General features: G+C 44.5%; 20 protein-coding genes. 2 read left to right on the top strand and 18 right to left on the bottom strand.

Annotated features, from left to right (window positions below; genetic code table 11):
• Positions 1-7: 7 nt before the first annotated feature.
• The 11 genes from truB to DW938_RS02820 form a co-directional block, all read right to left on the bottom strand.
• On the bottom strand, positions 8-922 hold the full coding sequence (truB, locus tag DW938_RS02870) for a tRNA pseudouridine(55) synthase TruB (RefSeq protein WP_118123816.1): 915 nt from the start codon (positions 920-922) through the stop codon (positions 8-10).
• Complete coding sequence (locus DW938_RS02865; RefSeq protein ID WP_038670212.1) at positions 922-1,869, bottom strand: bifunctional oligoribonuclease/PAP phosphatase NrnA; 948 nt, start codon at positions 1,867-1,869, stop codon at positions 922-924. Before DW938_RS02865 ends, truB begins: the two co-directional genes overlap by 1 nt.
• Positions 1,870-1,884: 15 nt before the next feature.
• A complete protein-coding gene (gene rbfA, locus DW938_RS02860) occupies positions 1,885-2,268 on the bottom strand; it encodes a 30S ribosome-binding factor RbfA (protein ID WP_118123815.1) in 384 nt (127 codons plus the stop codon).
• A gap of 65 nt (positions 2,269-2,333) precedes the next feature.
• A complete protein-coding gene (gene infB / locus DW938_RS02855; protein ID WP_242992346.1) occupies positions 2,334-4,850 on the bottom strand; it encodes a translation initiation factor IF-2 in 2,517 nt (838 codons plus the stop codon).
• A gap of 28 nt (positions 4,851-4,878) precedes the next feature.
• Entirely contained in the window at positions 4,879-5,211 is a 333-nt protein-coding gene (locus tag DW938_RS02850; protein WP_038670206.1) for a 50S ribosomal protein L7, read from the bottom strand.
• Positions 5,204-5,473: a YlxR family protein gene (locus tag DW938_RS02845; protein WP_038672821.1), complete on the bottom strand. Its 270-nt coding sequence runs from the start codon at positions 5,471-5,473 to the stop codon at positions 5,204-5,206. Before DW938_RS02845 ends, DW938_RS02850 begins: the two co-directional genes overlap by 8 nt.
• Positions 5,463-6,551 (bottom strand): transcription termination factor NusA, encoded by a 1,089-nt coding sequence (gene nusA, locus DW938_RS02840; RefSeq protein WP_022287254.1) that lies wholly within the window; start codon positions 6,549-6,551, stop codon positions 5,463-5,465. The genes DW938_RS02845 and nusA overlap by 11 nt, the downstream gene beginning before the upstream one ends.
• Positions 6,552-6,612: 61 nt before the next feature.
• Positions 6,613-7,107 carry a ribosome maturation factor RimP gene (gene rimP, locus DW938_RS02835; RefSeq protein WP_022287253.1) on the bottom strand — a complete coding sequence of 165 codons (495 nt, stop codon included), beginning with the start codon at positions 7,105-7,107 and terminating at the stop codon, positions 6,613-6,615.
• A 215-nt stretch (positions 7,108-7,322) separates the two neighbouring features.
• Entirely contained in the window at positions 7,323-7,721 is a 399-nt protein-coding gene (locus DW938_RS02830) for a hypothetical protein (protein WP_242992344.1), read from the bottom strand.
• A gap of 39 nt (positions 7,722-7,760) precedes the next feature.
• Complete coding sequence (locus DW938_RS02825) at positions 7,761-8,678, bottom strand: LCP family protein (RefSeq protein ID WP_022287251.1); 918 nt, start codon at positions 8,676-8,678, stop codon at positions 7,761-7,763.
• A 122-nt stretch (positions 8,679-8,800) separates the two neighbouring features.
• Positions 8,801-9,457 carry an SLOG family protein gene (locus tag DW938_RS02820; RefSeq protein WP_242992343.1) on the bottom strand — a complete coding sequence of 219 codons (657 nt, stop codon included), beginning with the start codon at positions 9,455-9,457 and terminating at the stop codon, positions 8,801-8,803.
• An 80-nt stretch (positions 9,458-9,537) separates the two neighbouring features.
• Here DW938_RS02820 and alr point away from each other — a divergent pair, with 80 nt between their 5' ends.
• Both alr and DW938_RS02810 read left to right on the top strand, forming a co-directional pair.
• On the top strand, positions 9,538-10,701 hold the full coding sequence (alr, locus tag DW938_RS02815; protein WP_118123814.1) for an alanine racemase: 1,164 nt from the start codon (positions 9,538-9,540) through the stop codon (positions 10,699-10,701).
• Between the two features lie 16 nt (positions 10,702-10,717).
• Positions 10,718-11,995 carry an amidohydrolase gene (locus DW938_RS02810; protein ID WP_118123813.1) on the top strand — a complete coding sequence of 426 codons (1,278 nt, stop codon included), beginning with the start codon at positions 10,718-10,720 and terminating at the stop codon, positions 11,993-11,995.
• A gap of 99 nt (positions 11,996-12,094) precedes the next feature.
• Here DW938_RS02810 and DW938_RS02805 read toward each other — a convergent pair whose 3' ends face one another.
• The 7 genes from DW938_RS02805 to DW938_RS02775 form a co-directional block, all read right to left on the bottom strand.
• On the bottom strand, positions 12,095-12,889 hold the full coding sequence (locus tag DW938_RS02805; protein ID WP_118123812.1) for a zinc ribbon domain-containing protein: 795 nt from the start codon (positions 12,887-12,889) through the stop codon (positions 12,095-12,097).
• A 35-nt stretch (positions 12,890-12,924) separates the two neighbouring features.
• On the bottom strand, positions 12,925-13,428 hold the full coding sequence (locus DW938_RS02800) for a hypothetical protein (protein WP_147338942.1): 504 nt from the start codon (positions 13,426-13,428) through the stop codon (positions 12,925-12,927).
• A 69-nt stretch (positions 13,429-13,497) separates the two neighbouring features.
• Positions 13,498-14,259 carry a zinc ribbon domain-containing protein gene (locus DW938_RS02795; RefSeq protein ID WP_117896611.1) on the bottom strand — a complete coding sequence of 254 codons (762 nt, stop codon included), beginning with the start codon at positions 14,257-14,259 and terminating at the stop codon, positions 13,498-13,500.
• Positions 14,260-14,439: 180 nt separating this feature from the next.
• Complete coding sequence (locus tag DW938_RS02790; RefSeq protein WP_118123811.1) at positions 14,440-15,270, bottom strand: purine-nucleoside phosphorylase; 831 nt, start codon at positions 15,268-15,270, stop codon at positions 14,440-14,442.
• A gap of 14 nt (positions 15,271-15,284) precedes the next feature.
• On the bottom strand, positions 15,285-18,260 hold the full coding sequence (locus DW938_RS02785; protein WP_118123810.1) for an ABC transporter permease: 2,976 nt from the start codon (positions 18,258-18,260) through the stop codon (positions 15,285-15,287).
• Between the two features lie 18 nt (positions 18,261-18,278).
• Positions 18,279-19,331, bottom strand: a complete 1,053-nt coding sequence (locus DW938_RS02780; RefSeq protein ID WP_117856908.1) for an efflux RND transporter periplasmic adaptor subunit — start codon at positions 19,329-19,331, stop codon at positions 18,279-18,281.
• 258 nt (positions 19,332-19,589) lie between these two features.
• On the bottom strand, positions 19,590-20,639 hold the full coding sequence (locus DW938_RS02775; RefSeq protein WP_117856911.1) for a carbohydrate ABC transporter permease: 1,050 nt from the start codon (positions 20,637-20,639) through the stop codon (positions 19,590-19,592).
• Positions 20,640-20,643 lie beyond the last annotated feature (4 nt).

Genomic DNA, 20,643 nt, shown 5'->3' with positions numbered 1-20,643 from the left:
CAAATTATCAGAAATTTTTGAAGCTTCTGAAACTGCCATCCTGATAAATGCCAATACCAAGAAAGCTGCTGTCGCTGCCGTAGACACGGTAAAGACCGCCGTCGGCAAGCTCTTTTACGCCCGACTGCTCAGGTCTGAGCTTTACGCCGTTTTTATAAAGCTTTGTTTCCCACTGACCAAGCGTGGTCTTTTCATAGCTTTCAAAGGCCCTGTCAAGTGGGATAAGCATTTCTGACAGCTTATCCTGCCCACAAAGCTCGGCTATCTCCTCTATGGTATAGCAATCTTTTATATCGACGCCCCCTGAATAGGAACGCTCAAGTGAGGTCATCATTCCGCCGCAGCCAAGCTTATCGCCTATGTCGCTGATAACGGAGCGTATATAAGTGCCTTTTTCGCAATCAACTTTCATTACTCCGCTGCGTGAAGCTTCGCCATATTCTATTATATCAATGCTGTCGATATGGACAGCTCTCGGCTCACGCTCTATTTCTTTGCCTGCTCTTGCAAGCTCATAGAGCTTTTTGCCGTTCACTTTTATTGCAGAATACATAGGCGGCACCTGCATGATATCGCCTACAAAACTGCTTTTTGCACATTCAAGGTCGGCTCTGGTAACTGCCTTGTCGCTTGTTTTTAACGTCTTTCCTGTGCTGTCTAAGGTATCGGTGCTTACCCCAAGCTGAAAGCCTGCGGTATAGACCTTTCGTCTGTCGGGAATAATATCGCAGGCTTTTGTGGCTCTGCCAACGAAAACAGGCAGAACGCCTGTTGCCATAGGGTCAAGGGTCCCTGAATGACCCAATCTTTTTATCCTTATGACTCCTCTGAGCTTTGCGATAACGTCAAAAGAAGTCCAACCCTCGGGCTTTTTTACAGGCAAAATGCCGCAGATATTATCCTTGCTGTTATCCAAGCTCATCAGCCCAAGACCTTTTCCGCTTGCTTGAGAAGCTTAGCCTTGACTTCTTCAAGGCTTCCTGTTATCTCACAGCCTGCGGCTCTTATATGTCCTCCGCCGCCAAACTCACGGCAGAATGCAGAAGCGTCTATCTCATCGTCGCTTCTTACTGATATTTTAAAGACGTTCTCGTGTCTTTGCTTAACTGTTATGCCTATTTTCACGCCCTCAACGGACAATGGTATAGAAGCAAGTCCCTCGAACTCGGCAGCGTCAACGCCGCTTTTCTCCATAAGCTCTTTTGTAAGCACTATCATAGAGCATTTGCCACCGCAGTAATACTCCATATTCGCTGTAACGGACTGCTCCACCATAAGTCTGCCCTTGCTTTTTACATCAAACATTTTTCTGTTGATATAAGCAAAATCTATGCCATATGACATAAGCTCAGCACAGGCGATATGAGCCTGCGGAGTTGTGTTTTCATACTTAAAGCAGCCTGTATCCGTTGCAATGCCTGTATAAAGGCATCTCGCTATCTGACGTGATATCTTTCTGCCTGAAGCTTTGAATATCTTATACATTATAAGTGCTGCGGCAGAAGCGTCTGCTTCTACATATGACTGCTTCGCAAAATACTTGTTTGAGATGTGGTGGTCGATGCAAAGGTCGATCGCACCCTCCTCGGCATACTTTGAAAGGTTGCTGCCAAGAAGATTTGTGTCTGCGATATCCACTGCGATAACGTACTTCACATCAAATTCCTGAGGGTAATAGCTCTCATAGATAAGATCATATCTTTCGGGAAAGCTGTCGGAATTTACAACGTTAGCCTTTTTCCCCATATCTCTCAGAAAAGCGCACAGGGCAAAGCCTGAACCAAGCGTATCGCCGTCGGGGCTTTTATGAGTTAAAATAAGAAAATTGTCGTTTTCTTCAAATATTTTAAGAATATCCTGAAATGTCATAATATCCTTTCTCCTCTATTGTTCTTCGCCGTCTTTCTCTTCTTTTTCTTCTTCGGGCAGAACTTCTTTAAGAAGCTTGTTTATCTTTGCTGAATGCTCGATAGAATTATCTGCGATAAATTTAAGCTCAGGGCATTTTTTCAGCTTCAGCACGTTTGATATCTCCCTTTTGAGAAATCCTGTTGCCGACTCAAAGCCCTTAACGGCTTCCTTTGCCTTTTCATAGCCCTCAAAGCTTGAAACATACACTTTACAGAATGAGCCGTCGCCTGCCACGTCGCAGCGGACGATAGTGAGCATATCTCCTCCGTGTATCCTTGGGTCTTTAAGGTCTCTCATTTTGCCCGATATTATTCTTCTTATATCTTCGGACATACGTCCTGCTCTGTAACCTGTCATAATATCTTTATCTCCTGCTTAAATATGCTCTTACGGGGCGGCTGTCCGTCCCGTAAGCATCATTATCAATCTCTGTATTCTTCCATATAGAACGCCTCGAAAATGTCGCCCTCCTTGATATCGGTGAACTTTTCAAGAGTGATACCGCACTCAAAGCCTGCGGCAACTTCCTTGGCGTCGTCCTTAAATCTCTTAAGGCTTGACATCTTATCCTCGGCGATAACGATACCGTCTCTTACGACTCTTATCTCGTTATTTCTGCCCACCTTACCGTCAAGAACGTAAGAACCTGCTACAGTACCAACATTGGATATCTTGTAGACCTGTCTTACCTCGATACGAGCTGTTTCCACCTCTCTGTACTTAGGAGCGAGCATACCCTTCATAGCGTCTGTTATTTCTTCTATTGCATCATAGATTATTCTGTAAAGTCTGATATCAACGCCGCTCTGCTCTGCATTCTGCTTTGCAACAGGGTCAGGACGAACGTTAAATCCAACGATGATAGCGTTTGAAGCGTTTGCGAGCATAACGTCGCTTTCAGATACAGCGCCTACGCCGCCGTGGATGACCTTAACTCTGACCTCGTCATTTGAAAGCTTTTCAAGTGACTGCTTAACGGCTTCAACTGAGCCTTGAACGTCAGCCTTGACGATGATAGGAAGCTCTTTCATTTCTCCCTCAGCTATCTGGCTGAACAGATTGTCGAGAGTTACCTTCTGATGCTGCTGGAACAGTTCTTCCTTAGCTTCATGCTTTCTCTGCTCAACAAGCTCTCTTGCAAGCTTTTCGTCTGCAACTGCGTTGAAAACGTCGCCTGCACTTGGAACTTCGCCCAGACCTGTTATCTCAACAGGTGTTGACGGGCCGGCTTCCTTAATGCTTCTGCCCTTATCGTTTGTCATCGTTCTGATACGTCCGACAGAAGTGCCTGCGATTATAACGTCGCCTGACTTCAAAGTACCGTTCTGAACGAGGAGTGTAGCAACAGGGCCTTTACCCTTATCAAGTCTGGCCTCGACAACAGTACCTCTTGCAAGTCTGTCAGGGTTAGCTTTAAGCTCCTTGACCTCTGCAACGAGGAGAATGTTTTCAAGAAGTTCGTCTATACCCATACCGGTCTTTGCGGAAACAGGAACTGCGATAACATCGCCGCCCCATTCCTCAACGACGAGGGACTGCTCAGTAAGCTGCTGCTTAACTCTGTCAGGGTCTGCGCCTTCTTTATCCATTTTATTGATAGCAACGATTATTGAAACGCCCGCTGCCTTTGCGTGGTTGATAGACTCGATAGTCTGCGGCATGATACCGTCATCAGCGGCAACAACGAGGATAGCGATATCTGTAACGTTCGCACCTCTTGCTCTCATGGCTGTGAAAGCTTCATGACCCGGAGTATCCAGGAACGTTATCTTCTTGCCCTCATACTCTACCTGATATGCACCGATATGCTGTGTGATACCGCCTGCCTCAGTGTCAGTAACGTGAGCGTTTCTTATTCTGTCGAGGATAGATGTCTTACCATGGTCAACGTGACCCATAACGACAACGACAGGGCATCTTTCCTGCAGGCTCTCCTCCGGATCTTCGTCAGTTTCGATAAGTCTTTCTTCTATTGTAACGTGTACTTCCTTTTCAACCTTTGCGCCAAGCTCTTCTGCAACAAGTGCGGCGGTATCAAAGTCGACTACCTCGTTGATAGAAGCCATTACGCCAAGACCCATAAGCTTTTTGATGACCTCGGTAGCTGTTACTTTAAGTCTGCTTGCAAGCTCTGAAACAACGATCTCGTCAGGTATCATGACCTTGAGCTGCTGCTTTCTTGCTCTTTCAAGCTCCAGTCTGCGAAGCTTTTCGCTCTCAGTTTCCTTCTTATGTGAGAACTGCTGTTTCTTTCTCTGCTGAGATTTCTGAGTGAGCTTCTGCTTCTTTGTAAAGTTATCCTTGCTCTTGTTCTGCTTTGAGTTTGCAAGGTTATCATACTTCTCGTTATACTTATCAAGCTCTATATAGCTTCCTCTTGTGTCGATAGTTCTCTGTGTGCCGAACGAATCGTTATCCTCAGAGATAGTATATCCGCCTGAAGCTTCTTTCTTATCAGAAAAACCGCCAAGCTGCTGACGAACGCCATGCTCTTTCTTCTTTGCTGGCTTCTGTGGAGCTGGCTGCTTTTTCTTCTGTTCAGGTGCAGGCTGTTTTGTTTCGGCCTTGACCTCCGGCTTCTTTTCCACCTTTGGCTCTGCCTTAGGCTCAGGCTTTGCTTCTGCCTTTGGAGCCGGCTTAGGCTCAGGCTTCTTTTCAGCCTTTTTCTCCTTTTTCTCAGCCTTTACAGGCTTCTTATCTGCCTTCTTTTCTTCCTTGGCAGGCTTTACGTTATTTGCATAGAAAGCATCAAAGCTGTCCACCTGATTGTTCTGTGTATAATACTCCAGAACATAAGAGATCTCCTCAGGGGTAAGCACTGACTGTGTTTTCTTTGGCTCTCCGCCGAGCTTGCCAAGACACTCGATAAGGTCGTTATTTGTAACTTTCAGATCCTTAGCCATATCGCTAAGCTTATATTTAGTTGTTTTCATACTCATAGGCTATAAAATACCTCCTCAATAAATGCTAAATGCTATAAAACTCATTTTCGTCTATAGGGATCTCCTCAAGCCCTTTGGCGCAAGCCTTTGCGAAGCCTCCCTCGCAAATAGCGATAACGCCTGTTCTTTTGCCAAGGCCAAAATGGATATCGTCCATTGTCATGCCAAGACTGTAAAGCTTTATCCCGTTTTTGTAGCAGTTGAACTTTATCTCTTTAAGAGATTTAGGTGAAAAATCCGTTGCCGCAAACACCGCGCAGGCTTTGCCTGTATTGCAGGCGTCCTTCACCATATCCATACCCATTACAAGCTTTCCTGCTTTTCTGCACATTGTAACAAGCCCTATTTTATTATTCATTTTCCCTAAGCTCGCCCTCCATGCTGTTATATATATCCTCGCTTATCATGCAGGAAAAGCTTCTTTCAAACTTTCTTGCTTTTCTTGCTTTTTCAAAGCATTCGACGCTTTTGCATATATAAGCGCCTCTGCCTGATTTTTTGCCTGTGAGGTCAAGGGAGATATCCCCCTCTTTTGACTTCACCACTCTGATAAGCTCTCTCTTGGGTTTCATTTCACCGCACCCAAGACACATTCTCATTGGTATCTTCTTAGTTTTCATCATCAGCAGCCTCAGCCTTTGCAGAGCTTTCGGATACGATATCTATTTTATAGCCTGTCAGACCTGCGGCAAGCTTTGCGTTCTGACCCTTATTACCGATAGCAAGTGAGAGCTGGTTATCAGGAACAGTAACACGGCACTCTCTTACGCCCTCCTCTTCGCTGAGAACAACGTTTATTACCTCAGCCGGAGCAAGAGCCTTTGCGATAAACTGTGCAGGGTCTTCGCACCAATTGATAACGTCTATCTTCTCGCCCTTAAGCTCGTTCACAACAGAAGTTATTCTTGACTTTCTAGGACCGATACAAGCGCCTACAGCGTCAACATTAGGGTCCTTTGAATAAACCGCTATCTTGCTTCTTGCGCCTGCAACTCTTGAAATAGCCTTTACTTCAACAGTGCCGTCTGCTATCTCAGGAACTTCAAGCTCGAAAAGTCTTTTAACAAGCTCTCTGTGAGTTCTTGATATCTTGATAGAAGGCTTTCTGTCAGGGTTTGCGATACCCACAACATATACCTTGATGATATCTCCTGCCTTGAGTGTTTCGCCTGGTATCTGCTCGTTTCTTACAAGATAAACTTCGTTCTTGTCGATAGTAAGTATAGCGTTCTGAGTAGCAGGCTCGACCTTCTGAACTGTGGCAGAAACGCACTCATGCTCCTTATCGTGATACTGCTCGATAAGTCTTGCTCTTTCAAAATCCTTGATATCGTGCTTGATAGACTGCTTTGCATTCTGAGCGGCAACTCTGCCGAACTTTGCAGGGTCGAGAGGTATCTCCACCATATCGCCCACCTTGATGTTAGGGTCATAGACCTTTGCTTCGTCAAGGAAGATCTCGTTGTCAGGGTCGTCAACATACATAACGTCCATAACTTCCTTGAGTATTCTTATATCGAGCTTTCCTGTAACAGGGTCGATATCCACTCTGATATTCTCGCAGTAAGGATAATCCTTCTTGATAGCCTTTTCGATACCTGATTTTATTTTCTCAATAAGTATATCGCTGCCAATATTATTTTCCTTTTCCAAATCCGTCAGAGCTTCAAAAAATTTGCTGGTCATTTCCTTATTCATTTTCTGATCAATCCTTTCACACTTGATTCGGGCTTTGCCCATATTTATTAAATTTCTTCATTCAGAACAGGTCTGCATCATCATTGAGCTTTACATAAGCACAATCTGCAAGCTTGAACTCTACATTCTCCACGCCGTTCATATCCTCGTCCAGCTTCTGACAAAGTATCTTATCCTTGTCATATCCCACAAGACCCACAACGAATTCTTTTTCACCGTTTTCGTCAGGTCTTATGAGCCTTACTCTTATAACGTCGCCTATGCAGACCTCAAAATGCTCGGGTCTTCTAAGCTCTCTGCCAAGTCCGGGACTTCCGCACTCCAGCACATAGCTCTGAGCTATAGGGTCTGCCTCGTCAAGCACCTTGTTCATCGGTCTTGTGAAAGCCTCGCAATCGTCCATATCTATGCCGCCGTCCTTGTCGATAAGCACCCTGAGGTACCACGTTGCTCCCTCCTTTTCAAACCTTACGTCCCAAAGGAAAAAGCCAAGCTCGTCTGCGATAGGCTGTGCAAGCTCTCTTACTTTTTCTACCGTAGTTTTCTTTACTTCCATACAGCACCTCCGTTAATGCTTCACAAAGCAAAGCCATCAGGCTTTGCCATGAAAAAAAGCCCCATACAAAACCAAAAGACCGGAAGTCAAGTTCCAGTCTTTCATTAAAAGCCTATTGTGATTATTATACCACACAAAACAGTTTTTTGCAAGGACATTCAAAAGTTTTTAATGAAAAGAATTAAATATTATGTTAATAGTCTGTAAACATTTCGTCAACTGACGTTCTTTTCATTCTCCTTAGGGATATCCTTAGGTTTTGCTTTTTCTTTATCCACGGGTTTCTTCACTGTTCCCTCGACGAAATCCAGCGGAACGGTGAACATTATTCCCGTATTGGGCTGAGATAGATCGCCCACAGTATTATAAACTATCTTTCGTGCGGTATCCAGCTGATTATTTTTTATTACTGACAGGATAGTTCTGTTATCCTCGTCGCCGCTGAAAAGTCCTCGGATAGAGGCGCTGAGAAAGCTGCTGTCAAGTCTTGAAAGGGTCATTGCCATACCTGACGACTCGATTATAGTCGCACCCTTTATGCCTGCTGCTGAAAGTCCCTCCAGCAAATAGTCAAGCACGTCTGTTTTATTAAGGATTATGACCAGAAGTTTCACGTTATATCGCCCCCTGTTAAAATTTCAGCCTTTACGTTTTTACTTCTCCGCTGCTGACGGTGCAGTATCTTTGAGCATTGTCTGAACGCTCTCCTTGAACTTATCAGACACCTTAAAGTGAGAATCGTCCGTCCACTCGCCCTCTGGCACAAGAGCTTCTGCAGGAGTAAGGTTCTGATCCAGCATATCCTTGAGATATGACTTTTCTTCCTTATACTGTGCACTTGTCCAATCGGTATCGCTGTTTGCGGTGAATATATTATAGAAGTTATCAAGATTATCCTTAGTGATATTCGTCTGCTGGAAAGCGTTGTTTATAAGCATTGTCACCGCAGTTCCAAGAAACTTCATATTACCGTTCCTGCCCTCTTTGAAAACAGGATACTGACAGATAAGTCTTATCTGATGACCGCTGAGGTTAGTCAGATCGCCGCTTGGGATAGCGATATCGTTCTCGTCATTATCCTGAGAGAGATAGTAAAGCTCTTCATCAGGAGTATATGTAATTCCGCCCACAATATCCGCCGCATTCTCGAATGCGTCATTTGTGAGAGAAACGTAATTGTCTATAGTGATACCGAAAGTGTCTGCAACGGCTGCTTCAAGCTTCACCATGCCGCCCTCTTCGTGTATCTCACGCATTGTCTGGCTTCCGCTCACTGTGAACGCTGAAACAGGCATTATGATTATCTTCTTTGCGTCCGGTGCAACTCTTATGACTGTTGCGTCTGCAAGAACACCCTTGCTGTTCACTCTTGCAAAAAGGGTATTATAAACCGGGCTTTTTATGCCTGCGTCGCTGTCGCTGTCATCATTGCCGATAACACCAAACTCTCTGAGGGCATACAGTGCAAGCATGCCGATAACAAAGAGGAATATTATCATCGTTATGAAGTAGACCAGAGCGATAGGAGCCTGAGATCTTCTTTTTTTCTTGTGAGCTTTCGTCTGAGCCATGTTATTGATCTCCTTACTTTCAAATATATACAGGCAGGCATACTGTCCGCCATATTTTCATATATAAACTTTTTCGGAAAAATTCTCGAAAACTATTGAACAATTTGCAATTTAGGTGTAAACTAAATAGGACGGCTGTCTGAGTCTGAGTCGATATAAAAAACAGGATTATCGTCAAGGCATATGATGTTCAGCGTAAGGCCTGCACGCTTTGCCATGTTTATGGTCTGCAAAGTGCCTGAGCCTTTGGCTTTCTCTTTTATGACCCCGATCAGACGAGAGGAATGTTCCACCATAAAACTGTTTCGCTTTTTATAACAGCCGTTTTCATACTTGGGGCTTATTATCACGACCGCACTGCAAGAGTTCAGAATAAGCGAATATGTATAGCTGTCCAAGGGTGTTTTCATCTCTGTACGCTGACCTGCATAGGGCAGAACGCACACGAGCTTCATATCCTTATATTCGGGCTGAGCCGAAAGGCTGTGGACTATCTCAGCACAGCGCAGGTCGATACCTTTTGACATACCTGATATAAAAGTACGGCAGCCTTCGCTATATGCTTCCTTTATCATAAGGACGAGCATACTCAGGAGATTTTTCATACCCTGCTTATGGACATCGCCGCCGAAAGGCAGATCCCTGTCCCTATGACCTGTAAAGCAGCAAGAGGTATCTCGGTTGCAGAAAAATTCTTCTGCGGGGACGATATTACTCACATCAAAGCCTCCTGAAAGATTTGGCGACACAATGCCCATGATAAGAACATTATAACACATTGATTTATCTTTTTCAATAGAAAATGACAAATATTTTGTGCAAAGGCACAATTATAAAACCGAAAGGGAAGAAAAATAAAATGGATTTTTTGAAGAGAGCATGGGCTGAGGTAGATCTTGACAGCATTGAATACAATCTGAAAGAATACCGCAGGCTCATAGGGGAAAAAACAGAGATAATGTGCGTTGTAAAGGCGAGCTGCTACGGACATTTTGACAACGGGGTAGTTCCGTTTCTTGAAAACGAGATGGACATTCGCTGGTTTGCGGTATCGAACATACACGAAGCCCACAGGCTCAGGGATATGGGCATAAAGGGCGAGATACTCATTTTGGGCTACACACCTCCTGAGAATGCTAATTGGCTCACAAGGCTTGACATCATTCAGGCTTGCACAGAGCTTTCATATGCTAAAGCACTTTCAGAAAACGCTGACGGCAAGGTACGCATACACGCTGCTATCGACACGGGCATGACGAGGATAGGTCTTCACGGGGGAACCGACAAGATATACGGTGAGCTTAAAGAGATATCGAAGCTTGAAAACATTGCGCTGGAGGGCATTTTCACCCACTATGCGGTGGCTGACAGCCTGAGAGAGCAGGACGAGAAATACACAAAGGCACAGACGGAGAAGATACTTGCCGTTGCTGACAAATGCGAAGCAGAGGGGCTTCACCTTGAAAAAGTGCATTTTCTCAACTCAGCCGGCGGAGTATACTATTATAATGAGAGAAGCTCTCTTGCAAGACTTGGAATAATACTTTACGGGCTTTATCCTGACCCTGCAAAGGCTCTGCCTTTTGAGCCAAAGCCTGCTATGGAATTTAAGGCGGCTGTTGCGCAGGTAAAATACATAGACAATGGCACTGACGTAAGCTACGGCAGGACTTACACTGCAAATGGAAAAGTAAAGCTTGCAACTGTTACGGCAGGCTATGCAGACGGATATCCCAGGGCGCTTTCAAACAAGGGATATGTGCTTATCAACGGAAAGAAATGCCCTATCACAGGCAGGATATGTATGGATCAGTTCATGTGTGATGTAACTGAGGTAGAGGACGTAAAGGCAGGGGACGAGGCTGTCCTCATAGGCGCACAGGGAAATGAAAAGATAACCGCTGACGATATCGGCAAAATGACAGAAACGATAGGCTACGAGATAGTTTGCGGAATATCTGCAAGAGTGCCGAGAGTTATCTCACGCCATGGAGAGCAGACGGCTGTTCTTGAAATAGAGTAAGGGAGGATAAAGAGCCATGATAAGATTTTTCGGCGGCAGGGTAATGACCCTTGCCAACGGCATAGAAACGCAGGATATAGAGGTCTGGACGGAAGGCTCAAAGATAGTTTTCGTTGGCAAGCCTAAGGCTGAGGAGCTTGACGGAAAGATTTTTGAACGTGAATATGACCTCAAGGGAAATCTCCTTATGCCGTCATTCAAAAATGCGCACACTCACTCGGCAATGACTTTTCTGCGATCATATGCTGACGATATGCCTTTGCAGGACTGGCTTTTTAAGCAGATCTTTCCAATGGAAGCAAAGCTTGACGGTGAGAAAGTTTACTGGCTCACGAAGCTTGCTATACTTGAATATCTCACAACAGGCTGTACGGCGACATTTGATATGTACTTTGAGCTTGACGATTATGTAAAAGCCTGCACGGAAAGCGGCTTCCGCTCTGTGCTTTGCGGTGCGGTGAGCGGTGACAAGTCTAATCTTGAAAGGCTTGAAAACAACTATCTGAAATACAACAATGCTGACCCTCTTATAAGCTTTATGCTTGGCTTCCATGCAGAATACACCTGCGAAAAGGAGCTTATGGAGGGCGTTGGCAAGCTTGCGGCAAAATACAAAGCGCCTGTTGCAATGCACAACTCGGAAACCGCAAAAGAAGTCAGAGAGTGCATAGAGAAATACGGCATGACGCCAACTGAGCTTTTTGACAGCTTCGGAATTTTCGACTTTGGCGGTGCAGGCTTCCACTGCGTTCACATGAGCGACAAGGATCTTGAAATATTCAAAAACAAGGGCGTATGGGCTGTTCACTGTGCAGGCTCTAACGTAAAGCTTGCAAGCGGCATTGCACCTATCGTAAAAATGCAGGATATGGGTATAAACATTGCTATAGGTACTGACGGTCCTGCAAGCAACAACTGTCTTGATATGTTCAGAGAAATGTTCCTTATGACAGGCTTGCAGAAGATAGCTTGCGATGATGCTTCTGCCTGCCCTGCTGAATCGGTGCTGAAAGCGGCAACTGTAGGCTCTGCAAGGGCAATGGGGCTTTCTGACTGCGACATTATCGCAGAGGGCAAGCAGGCTGACCTTATCGTTATCGACCTTTTTCAGCCTAATATGCAGCCTCTTAACAACATAGGCAAAAACCTTGTTTACAGCGGCTCAAAGCAGAATGTCAAGCTCACGATGTGTGCAGGTAAGGTGCTTTACGAGGACGGCGAGTTCAGGATAGGCGAAGAGCCTGCTGTTATTTACAAGAAAGCTAACGAGATAATAGAGAGCATGAAAGATTAAATGTAGGGGCGGCCTTAGGTCGCCTTTATCTTTTACGCAGATCACAGTATTGACACACAAAAAAGGGACGCTTTGAAACGTCCCTTTTTACATTATATTCTATTCTTCAAAGAAAAATGCTTCGTCAGCTGTATCGTCAGCCTCGTCTGCCAGTGTTATCACTGCACAGCCATTTGAGCTTTCGTCCTTTTTTCCGAATATCTGATCTCTGAAAAGCCAGAAAACGTCAACGCAGATAACAGCAAGTATAAGAATGATAAGTATTATCGGCACAAGTGCGCCTGCACCCTTTCCAGGTGTAACGCCGTTCATTTGATTCATCTGATTTGGCTGGATAGGCTGTCCACCCTGATTCATCTGTGGCATTGCATTGTTCACAGGCTGAGCAGGCTGCTGATAGCCCTCTGGTGTAAGAACTCTTTCAGGCTGCTGAGGCTGTGGGGCAACGTTCGGTGTTTCAGCAACTGTTGGCGTCTGAGGTATTTCCACAGTTCTTGAAGCCATTGCAACTTCCTCGGCTGTCGGCTGTGCAGGCTGAACAGGCTTTGCAGGCTCTTGCCCTGGCAGATAAACGCTGTCCATAGTCGGCATATCAGGAGTCGTTGGCGGGATAGTCTGATTTTGCACAGGAGTATCGTCAAAATGCAGCTCAGGCACTTCGATAGACTCCATTTCAGGATTTCTCTCGTCCACTGCAGGCTCGTCGGCAGGCGTTTCGTCCTGCGGCACGGCTGTTCCGCAGACATTACAGAACTTAGCCCCTGCATTAAGTGTGTTTCCGCACACTGAGCAGATCTTGCTCTTTATAAGCTTCTGCGGCATTCTTGTTCCGCAGGCAGCACAGAACTTTGCGCCGTCGGCAACAGGCAGACCGCATTTTGGACAATTTTCCATATTAATACCCTCTTTTCATATTATTATTGATCCCCTCAGCCCTTTTGACTGAGATCAAATTTCTCGATAACTTTTCCAAAAATATACCAGTTGTTTTCTATTTTGACCACTGTTATCTCACGGCTGGCAGACAGCTCGCCGCTGTCGGTGGTCTCTGTGAGCTTTGCTGTCATTTTAACAGCTTTTTTTATAGTCACATTTTTGTGATAGCTTTCCTTATAGCTTTTTTCAAGGTCTTTCAAGCCGTCGCTGTCAAGCTCTTTTTTATTGCTGAGCTTATAAGAAAGCTCTGTTTTATCCTCGCCCCTTGTGAGCAAAGTTTCCGCAAGAGCTTCGTTATAGCTGTCGCTGTTTTTATACTCCGCCTCCGCTTCCGGGGTAAAGCAGGAAAGATATGACTGTGTATCGCTATACTGTGCTGCTGTGACAAGTGTCGCCACGGGCTGTTCATATCCAAGGACCGCTCTTTCTTCCTTTCCGCAGGAGCAAAAGAGCATTGCCACACACAAAAGCATACACAGAACTGATATTTTTTTCATTGTGCAAACACCGTATTTTTTCAAAAACGGGCGGAAAATTCTCCGCCCGTTACTGATAGTTTATATATCTTAGAAACCTGTGCTTATTGGAAGGTCGCCCTCGTCGAGAAGTACCCATGTGCCGTCCATCTTGCCAACAATAACAGTTGTCTTGTCGGTCTTGTCAGCGTCTTCGCCTTCGATAGTGTACTTGATCTTTACCTTGTAAGCCTTTGTGAGCTTATACTTCTTAGCCTTTTTAACACTAAGCACAGAGGCAAGATCTGACATATCGTTGTAGCTGTCGATATCGTCTGAGTCTACCTCAGTCTTTTTAACGACCTCATAGCTTATCTCAGCGTCATCGCCGTATTTCTTTGTAAGTCTATCTCTCTGCTTTTCAGCCTCTTCATCAAAATCCTCGTCGCTTATCTCAATGATACCGTCCAGAGCGTCTGCCATATCTTTATAATAAGGAGGCATAAGCTCTTCATAAGCCTTACCGTCACCGTCATTGAGAACGTCCATAACGTTATTGATAGGAGTTTTCCAGCTTCCACCGCCGAAGATCAGACAAAGGATAACGACTACCAAAATAACAAGCACGAGCAAAACTGCCAGAACTGCGATAGTGAGCTTATTAGGCTTGTTTTTCAGATTTTTGATATTTTCAACAGAAACAGCGTCCTTGATAGCGTTCATGTCAATATTCTTGGCTGCCTGCTGAAGATTTGCCATTGGTGAAGCGGTCTGCTGTGCAGGCTGCTGAGGTGCTATTGTTGCACCGCACTGAGTGCAGAAAGTCGCATTGTCGTTAAGCTGAGCTCCGCACTGTCCACAAAATTTTGCCATATAATTCTCTCTCCATATTCATTATAATTTTTTTTGAAGACATTTACTTCATAATAATAATATTAAACCAAAGCGTTTGATTTGTCAATAGTTTTTCACAAAGTTTAGCAAAAAAGTACACATCATCAGCCCTTTTCGCACATTTGTTACATATTATTTTGAAAAAGCTGTTACAAAACCTTAAAGCTGTTTACCTATTCTTATGATGCTTTCAGTGATAAGCTTTTTGAAAAGGGGAGCAGCCTTGTCTGCACATTCCTGAACTTCAGCATGAGTGAGAGGATTATCCGTCATGCCTGCTGCAAGGTTTGCAACGCAGGATATTCCGCAGACTTTCATGCCTGCATGATTTGCGGCGATAGCCTCGCAGGCTGTTGACATTCCCACTGCGTCAGCACCGATAGTTCTTGCCATTCTTATTTCCGCAGGGGACTCGAAAGACGGTCCGGTGAGCTGGAGATAAACGCCATGGCGGAGGGTTATATTAAGATCCTCCGCTGCACCTGAGATGATATCCCTGAGCTTTTTGTTATATATCTCGCTCATATCAGGAAATCTTGTTCCAAGCTCGTCGATATTCTTGCCGATAAGAGGATTAGGAACAAAGCTTGAGATATGGTCTGTTATAAGCATGAAGTCGCCTGCCTTGAAGCCTGCATTCACTCCGCCCGATGCGTTTGTAAGGAAAAGCACCTGTGCGCCCAACATTCTCATAAGTCTTGCAGGAAGCACAACGTCCTCCATTGCATATCCCTCATAATAATGCACTCTGCCCTGCATTATAACAACAGGCACTTCGCCAACATATCCGAAAACGAACTGACCCTTGTGACCCTCTACCGTTGATGTAGGGAAGCCCTCTATATCCTTATAGCTGAGGGTGTATTTCACGTCTATGGAATTTGCATAATCGCCAAGACCCGAGCCAAGCACAAGGGCTACCTTTGGCTCAAAGTCTATTTTACTTTTTACGCACTCATAACATTTTGTAAGCTTTTCATAAGCTGTCATAAAATTTCCTCCTATCAATCCTCACCAAGCTTCAGCGCCTGACTTATCTTTATCTTCTTTATAAGTCTGCCAAGCACCACAAAGGCTGTGAGCAGCATTACTCCTATAACTGCATAAAGCTTCAGATAGTCGCTGCGTTCAGGTATCACTGCAAACGGCGGCACTGACTGGCTTGCGTCGAATATGCTCTGGAACAGCGGTACGAAAAGGTCGCTCGTTACGCCACCGATAAAGATAGCGGCGAATATTGCAACGCCTGACACCAAAAGCTGTTCATAGACTATCATCATTATTATCTCTCTGAACTTCATTCCCATTGCTCTTAGGATACCAAACTGCAAAGTCCTGCTCTTTATGGAGAGTATCCAATAGATAAGGAAACCTATTATGCACATCACCATGATGATGATAAAGCCGAGAGTGAGAGCGCCGTTCATGCCCTGGAGCATAGGGTCGTTTTTCTTTTCTATGGTCTGCTGGCTTGCAGATTCAAGGGTGAGGGGTTTAATGCCTGCTTTATCTATTGAGTCATAAAACTCCTGAACGGAAGCTCCGTCTTTGAGCTTGAACCATACCTCATAAGGCTCCATGCTTGTCTGAACGTTCACATAATCGTAGTTCATAACGGCAAAGTCCATATAACCGCCGTTTTTCGCCTCTTTATAAGGGCTTAGTCCCGGCCAGTAGTCAACAAAGGCAAGGACGGTCACTTCAAATGACTCGTTTCCGCCCCACTTACACTCTACAGTATCACCAAGCTCCAGACCGTAGCTCTTGAAGCTTGAAGAGAGGATAACTCCCGGGGTGTACTCTGCGAGGGCGTTCAGGTAGTTATTTAACTGAACAGGCAGAAGTCTGTCCTCAAATTTGCAGACCTTTGAGAAATCGCTAGGCACTATGGTCATAAGCTGGACATTGCTTGTTGAGCTTTTGCCTGAGCTTGTGTCAACGCTTTGGTCAAGGAAATCGTCACGGGTCTTTTCCTCATCGTCAGATTTTGTCTGCTGTCTTGGAACGTTCATTTTGTTTGAAGATATGGTCACGTCGTCTTTTCTGAAAACCTTTGTGACATTTTCCACTCCTGCGAGCTTTTCAAATCGCTCAAAAACAGGCTCTACATACTGTATGGTAGTTTCTGTATCTTCTTCGTCGCTTTCTTCGGAAGTCTGCTTTGTGCCTGATTGAGCTGCCTGAGATGCGCTTTGAGGAGTGGACTGCTGTGCAGATTCTATTTTACTGCTATACCACTGCTCTGTAAGAACAGCGTCGCAGCCAACCCCATAGGCAACGCTTTCCTCTGCATTTCTGTTCAAGGCTCTTGCAGTATTTGCAAAGAACACGCCCAATGATACAGTAAGAACAAGGAACAGCATCAAAAATCTTTCCCTGCCCGTTGAGGAGCGACCGATATTAGTCAGTGAAACATACTGTGCAGGCGACCACACTCTTCTGCCTATTCTTGCAAGAAGCCTTATTATATAAGGATATATCCTTATAAGGAACAGACCAAGGCCAAGTATAAAGGCAGTGGAAGCCACGAACATTATAGGGTTTACTGTTGCGGTGGTGTCTGTTACACCCTCTGCAACAAGCTTTTCCTGAGTTTTGTTGTAATAATAAAGCCAGCCAACTGAACCGCCCACAAGGATAAAATCAAGGCAGACCTTTTCCCACAGAGCGTGCTTTTTCTTTTTGGCTTTTGACTGCTTATGCTCAACGATAGTTGTTTTGGTGGCAGGAACGATCGGTATCATAGTTGTGACAAAGAACACTGCCACGGCTATTGCCGCATAGACGACAGCTTCTATTGTCATATGAACAGGGAGCGAACGCCTGTTGACAAACTCCAAGAATCCGTTTGACGCACCAAGTACCTTGCAAAGTCCAAGACCTGCGAATGGTCCTATTATAACGGTCAGAACGCCCAGCACGAGAGATTCCAGAGCATAAATGCCCATTATCTGCAAGCGGCTTGCTCCACGGCTTTTGAACACCGCTATCTCGTTACGCTCCTGCTCAACGTTGAGCTGCGACACCATAAAGAGATAGAATATTATCATAAGTATGACAGGTATCTGCAAAAGCCACAAAACAAGCTGGAGCTGTGATGAACGGCTCTCATAGTCCTTGAGGATATCTGAGGCAGGCATCGAAAAGCCTATGGAATTTTCACCAAAATAGGTCTTTTGCTTTGCTATCATCTCGTTTGTGCTTGCAAGGTCAGTCATATTCATGGAAGCATAATCCACCGCATAGTTATGGACAGCCTTTGTGATATTCACAACGCCAGTATCAACGCAATCCCCGAGCATTGTGTCATAATCTGTAAAGACAACGGCTGTATACTGAGAATCAAGGCCCTCTGCCCAATATGCGTCATTTTCGTCCTTAACGTCAAAAACGCCCACGATCTCTATTTTTATTGACTTGTTATCATCAAACACGTCGGCTATCTCATAGACTGTGTTTATAGCAAGCTCTGTGCTTTTCAGGGCTTTTTCTGTGGCAACGCACTCGTAAACGCCGTCTGAACGCTTGCCTGCAGTGAACATTCTGCCCTGCTTTATGCTGATATGGTCAGAGATATCCGTCATACCGCCGAGAGTGAATCTTGCCTGCGAATTGCCATCTGAAACGGCAAGTGAACGCACATAGAGATACTCGTCACTTATATACTTCTTATCAAGCTTTTCAGGCAGACCAAGCTCCTTGAACTGAGCCTCCACTTTGTTATTATAATTCTCAACAGCTTTCTGCTGCTCACTGCCTGAGATATCCATTTTCAATCCATAGCTGGTATTATACGCACCTGGATAGATCTCATATTCTGTCTGGAACGACTCAAGATCCTTTACAAGCATTCTTTGCAGAGAAGCGTTCATATAAATAGGGATAGTGCTCATCATGGCAGACGCCATAACAAAGCCTATCAGCAGGCAAAGCACCATCCATTTGGTGTTTCGCATTTTACGGAACAATAAGGTGAACATAAGCTTATCCTTTCAAACCTATCTGATAACAATTTCGTCGCCCTCTTTAAGACCCGATCTTATCTCGGTCTGAGAGCCTGTAGAAAGTCCTGTTTCCACTTCAACGGCAGTTTTTTCACCGTTTTTCAGCACATAAACTACCTTTGTGCCGTCAACCTTTTTTATCAGATTATTTGAGATAACGATAGCGTCCTTTACGCTGTCAAGGACAAGTATCGTATCTGCAAGCTGACCCACTGTTTCCGCAGGGGCGGTATCCTTGAAACGAACATAGATAGTATCCGCCTGATAATCTATACCTGTATCGTCAACATTATTGTGATCCTCATTCTGCTCAGCCTGATAATCAGCAAGCTTTTTAGGAGTCATAAAAACAACACCGTCATAATAATCCTCGCCTATCCTTATCTGCACTTCTGTGTCGATATCATACTGGGTGAGGTCGTCAGGCTGTATTGCGATATAAAGAGCCGAAGTATCTATAACAGTTGCGATAGTCTGACCAGGATTTACGTTGTCGCCTGCTCTTACGTCAGAGAGTGACGAAACAACGCCGTCTATAGGTGATTTCAGGCTTGAATCCTCCTTCTGAGCCTGCAATTTTTCAAGCTCTTTTTCAAGGAGCTGAACGTCAACATAAGCAGAGTCTATCTCTGCCTGAGTGCCGCCGCCCTCATAAATTATATCAACTTTAAGCTTTGCTTTTTCGAGGTAAAGCTGTTTTTCTTCTATCTGATAGTCAAGGTCATATGTATCAAGGTCACAGATAACATCACCCTTTTTGACCTTATCGCCTGCTTTTACATAAAATTTTGACACTGTGCCGCTCTGCTTTTCATAAGAAAGAGTATACTGATTTTCCGCTGTGACAGTGCCTGTTGCGACTATCTTCTTTTCAAGGTCTTTTTTCTTTGCCGTCACTGTGGAATATGTAACATCGCTTGCCTTCACGGTCGGTGCATCAAGGACTTCCTCCTCGTCAGGAAGCAGATAGCAGCCCCCTGCGGACAGGCACATTATCGCTGATACTGCGGCAGCAAAAAGCTTTTTTAAATCAACTTTTATATTCATGTTCAGACTCCTAACTGAATATTTTTATAAACAACTTACCATGGGCAATAATACCCAAAGTAATTATATCAAAAAAAAGATGTTTTTTCTATACACGATTGTACTAAATTAACCTGACATTTCAAAGCAATATGCACAATTGCGTTGCTTTATATATGTACAAATTTAATAAGTCTTAAATATATGAACATAAAAAGGCTTTACGCAAAAAAAAGTCCCACACCGAAGTGCAGGACTTTTGATAAGCATATTTGCAAATTAGTTTGCAAGACCTGATCTTTCAACACCCTCGATAAAGTATCTCTGAAGGAATACATACATGATAAGGATAGGTGTGATAGAAAGCAGACAACCTGCTTCAAGCCATACGATTATCTGTCTTACAGATACCGCCTGACCGTCGAAGAGCTGCTGAGTCAGGTTTGTATTCAGGTTCTTCAGCATAAGAGCAACAGTGTCGTTCTGTGTGAAGAATGATGATGATACATAGTAGTCGTTCCAGTACCAAACGATAGAGAACAGGAATACTGTCAGGAACGATGACTTTGCGTTAGGACACATGATAACAAGGAATGTTTTCAGTGGGCTGCAGCCGTCGAGGTATGCAGCATCTTCAAGCTCCTTAGGAAGTCCTCTGAAGAACTGACGGAAGATGAAGATAAACAGACCTGCACGGAGTCCGTTTGCAAACAATGCAGGAAGATACATTGTCCAACCGCTGTTGATAAGCGATGTTGATTTGCCAAGTGTGAATACCTTAGCAAGCCACTCCGGCTTGAAGTAAGCATACTGGAGGTAAAGTGGGATAGTTGTGATCTGTGGAGGTACGATGATCATAAGAACAACGATACCGAACAGGATTCCCTTACCTTTAAACTTAAATCTGGCGAAGCCGTAGCCTGTGATAGAGCAGGTGATAACCTGAAGGACAGATGCCACGAGGTTAAGGATAACTGTGTTTACAACAGTATCTTCAAACTTCATTACTCCCCAAACGTCCTTGATGTTATCAAGTGTGAAGCTCTTAGGGATCCAAACTACTGATGGGTCGTTCATCTGCTCATTTGGTCTGAACGCAGTTGAAAGCATGAATATCAGTGGATAGAGGATTACGAAGCACAGACCAAACAGGATAAGAAATCTGAAGAACGGCCAAACCATTCCGATAGCTCTTCTTCTTCTGTTATAGCTGATCTGCTCAGGGGTGAGATATTTCTCAAGACCCTCCTCTTTCATCTTCTTATAACGGGCTTTAATAGCAGCCTTTCGTTCTTTTTCGAACTCTTTTTCTTCTTTTTTAGTTGCCACTTAA

The sequence above is a fragment of the Ruminococcus sp. AM43-6 genome, assembly GCF_003461785.1.
Taxonomy (GTDB): domain Bacteria; phylum Bacillota; class Clostridia; order Oscillospirales; family Ruminococcaceae; genus Hominimerdicola; species Hominimerdicola aceti.
Note: the sequence above shows the minus strand (reverse complement) of the source record. Positions and strands in the feature narration are given on the sequence as shown.

What these genes read in the sequence shown, in the direction of transcription:
- DW938_RS02865 (WP_038670212.1), bottom strand. Translation starts at nt 1,869, where the DNA reads ATGACATTTCAGGATATTCTTAAAATATTTGAAGAAAACGACAATTTT.
- infB (WP_242992346.1), bottom strand. Translation starts at nt 4,850, where the DNA reads ATGAGTATGAAAACAACTAAATATAAGCTTAGCGATATGGCTAAGGAT.
- DW938_RS02790 (WP_118123811.1), bottom strand. Translation starts at nt 15,270, where the DNA reads ATGACAGCTTATGAAAAGCTTACAAAATGTTATGAGTGCGTAAAAAGT.
- DW938_RS02780 (WP_117856908.1), bottom strand. Translation starts at nt 19,331, where the DNA reads ATGAATATAAAAGTTGATTTAAAAAAGCTTTTTGCTGCCGCAGTATCA.
- DW938_RS02845 (WP_038672821.1), bottom strand. Translation starts at nt 5,473, where the DNA reads ATGAAAACTAAGAAGATACCAATGAGAATGTGTCTTGGGTGCGGTGAA.
- nusA (WP_022287254.1), bottom strand. Translation starts at nt 6,551, where the DNA reads ATGAATAAGGAAATGACCAGCAAATTTTTTGAAGCTCTGACGGATTTG.
- DW938_RS02795 (WP_117896611.1), bottom strand. Translation starts at nt 14,259, where the DNA reads ATGGCAAAATTTTGTGGACAGTGCGGAGCTCAGCTTAACGACAATGCG.
- DW938_RS02805 (WP_118123812.1), bottom strand. Translation starts at nt 12,889, where the DNA reads ATGGAAAATTGTCCAAAATGCGGTCTGCCTGTTGCCGACGGCGCAAAG.
- rbfA (WP_118123815.1), bottom strand. Translation starts at nt 2,268, where the DNA reads ATGACAGGTTACAGAGCAGGACGTATGTCCGAAGATATAAGAAGAATA.
- DW938_RS02785 (WP_118123810.1), bottom strand. Translation starts at nt 18,260, where the DNA reads ATGTTCACCTTATTGTTCCGTAAAATGCGAAACACCAAATGGATGGTG.
- rimP (WP_022287253.1), bottom strand. Translation starts at nt 7,107, where the DNA reads ATGGAAGTAAAGAAAACTACGGTAGAAAAAGTAAGAGAGCTTGCACAG.
- DW938_RS02850 (WP_038670206.1), bottom strand. Translation starts at nt 5,211, where the DNA reads ATGAATAATAAAATAGGGCTTGTTACAATGTGCAGAAAAGCAGGAAAG.
- alr (WP_118123814.1), top strand. Translation starts at nt 9,538, where the DNA reads ATGGATTTTTTGAAGAGAGCATGGGCTGAGGTAGATCTTGACAGCATT.
- truB (WP_118123816.1), bottom strand. Translation starts at nt 922, where the DNA reads ATGAGCTTGGATAACAGCAAGGATAATATCTGCGGCATTTTGCCTGTA.
- DW938_RS02800 (WP_147338942.1), bottom strand. Translation starts at nt 13,428, where the DNA reads ATGAAAAAAATATCAGTTCTGTGTATGCTTTTGTGTGTGGCAATGCTC.
- DW938_RS02825 (WP_022287251.1), bottom strand. Translation starts at nt 8,678, where the DNA reads ATGGCTCAGACGAAAGCTCACAAGAAAAAAAGAAGATCTCAGGCTCCT.
- DW938_RS02820 (WP_242992343.1), bottom strand. Translation starts at nt 9,457, where the DNA reads ATGTGTTATAATGTTCTTATCATGGGCATTGTGTCGCCAAATCTTTCA.
- DW938_RS02810 (WP_118123813.1), top strand. Translation starts at nt 10,718, where the DNA reads ATGATAAGATTTTTCGGCGGCAGGGTAATGACCCTTGCCAACGGCATA.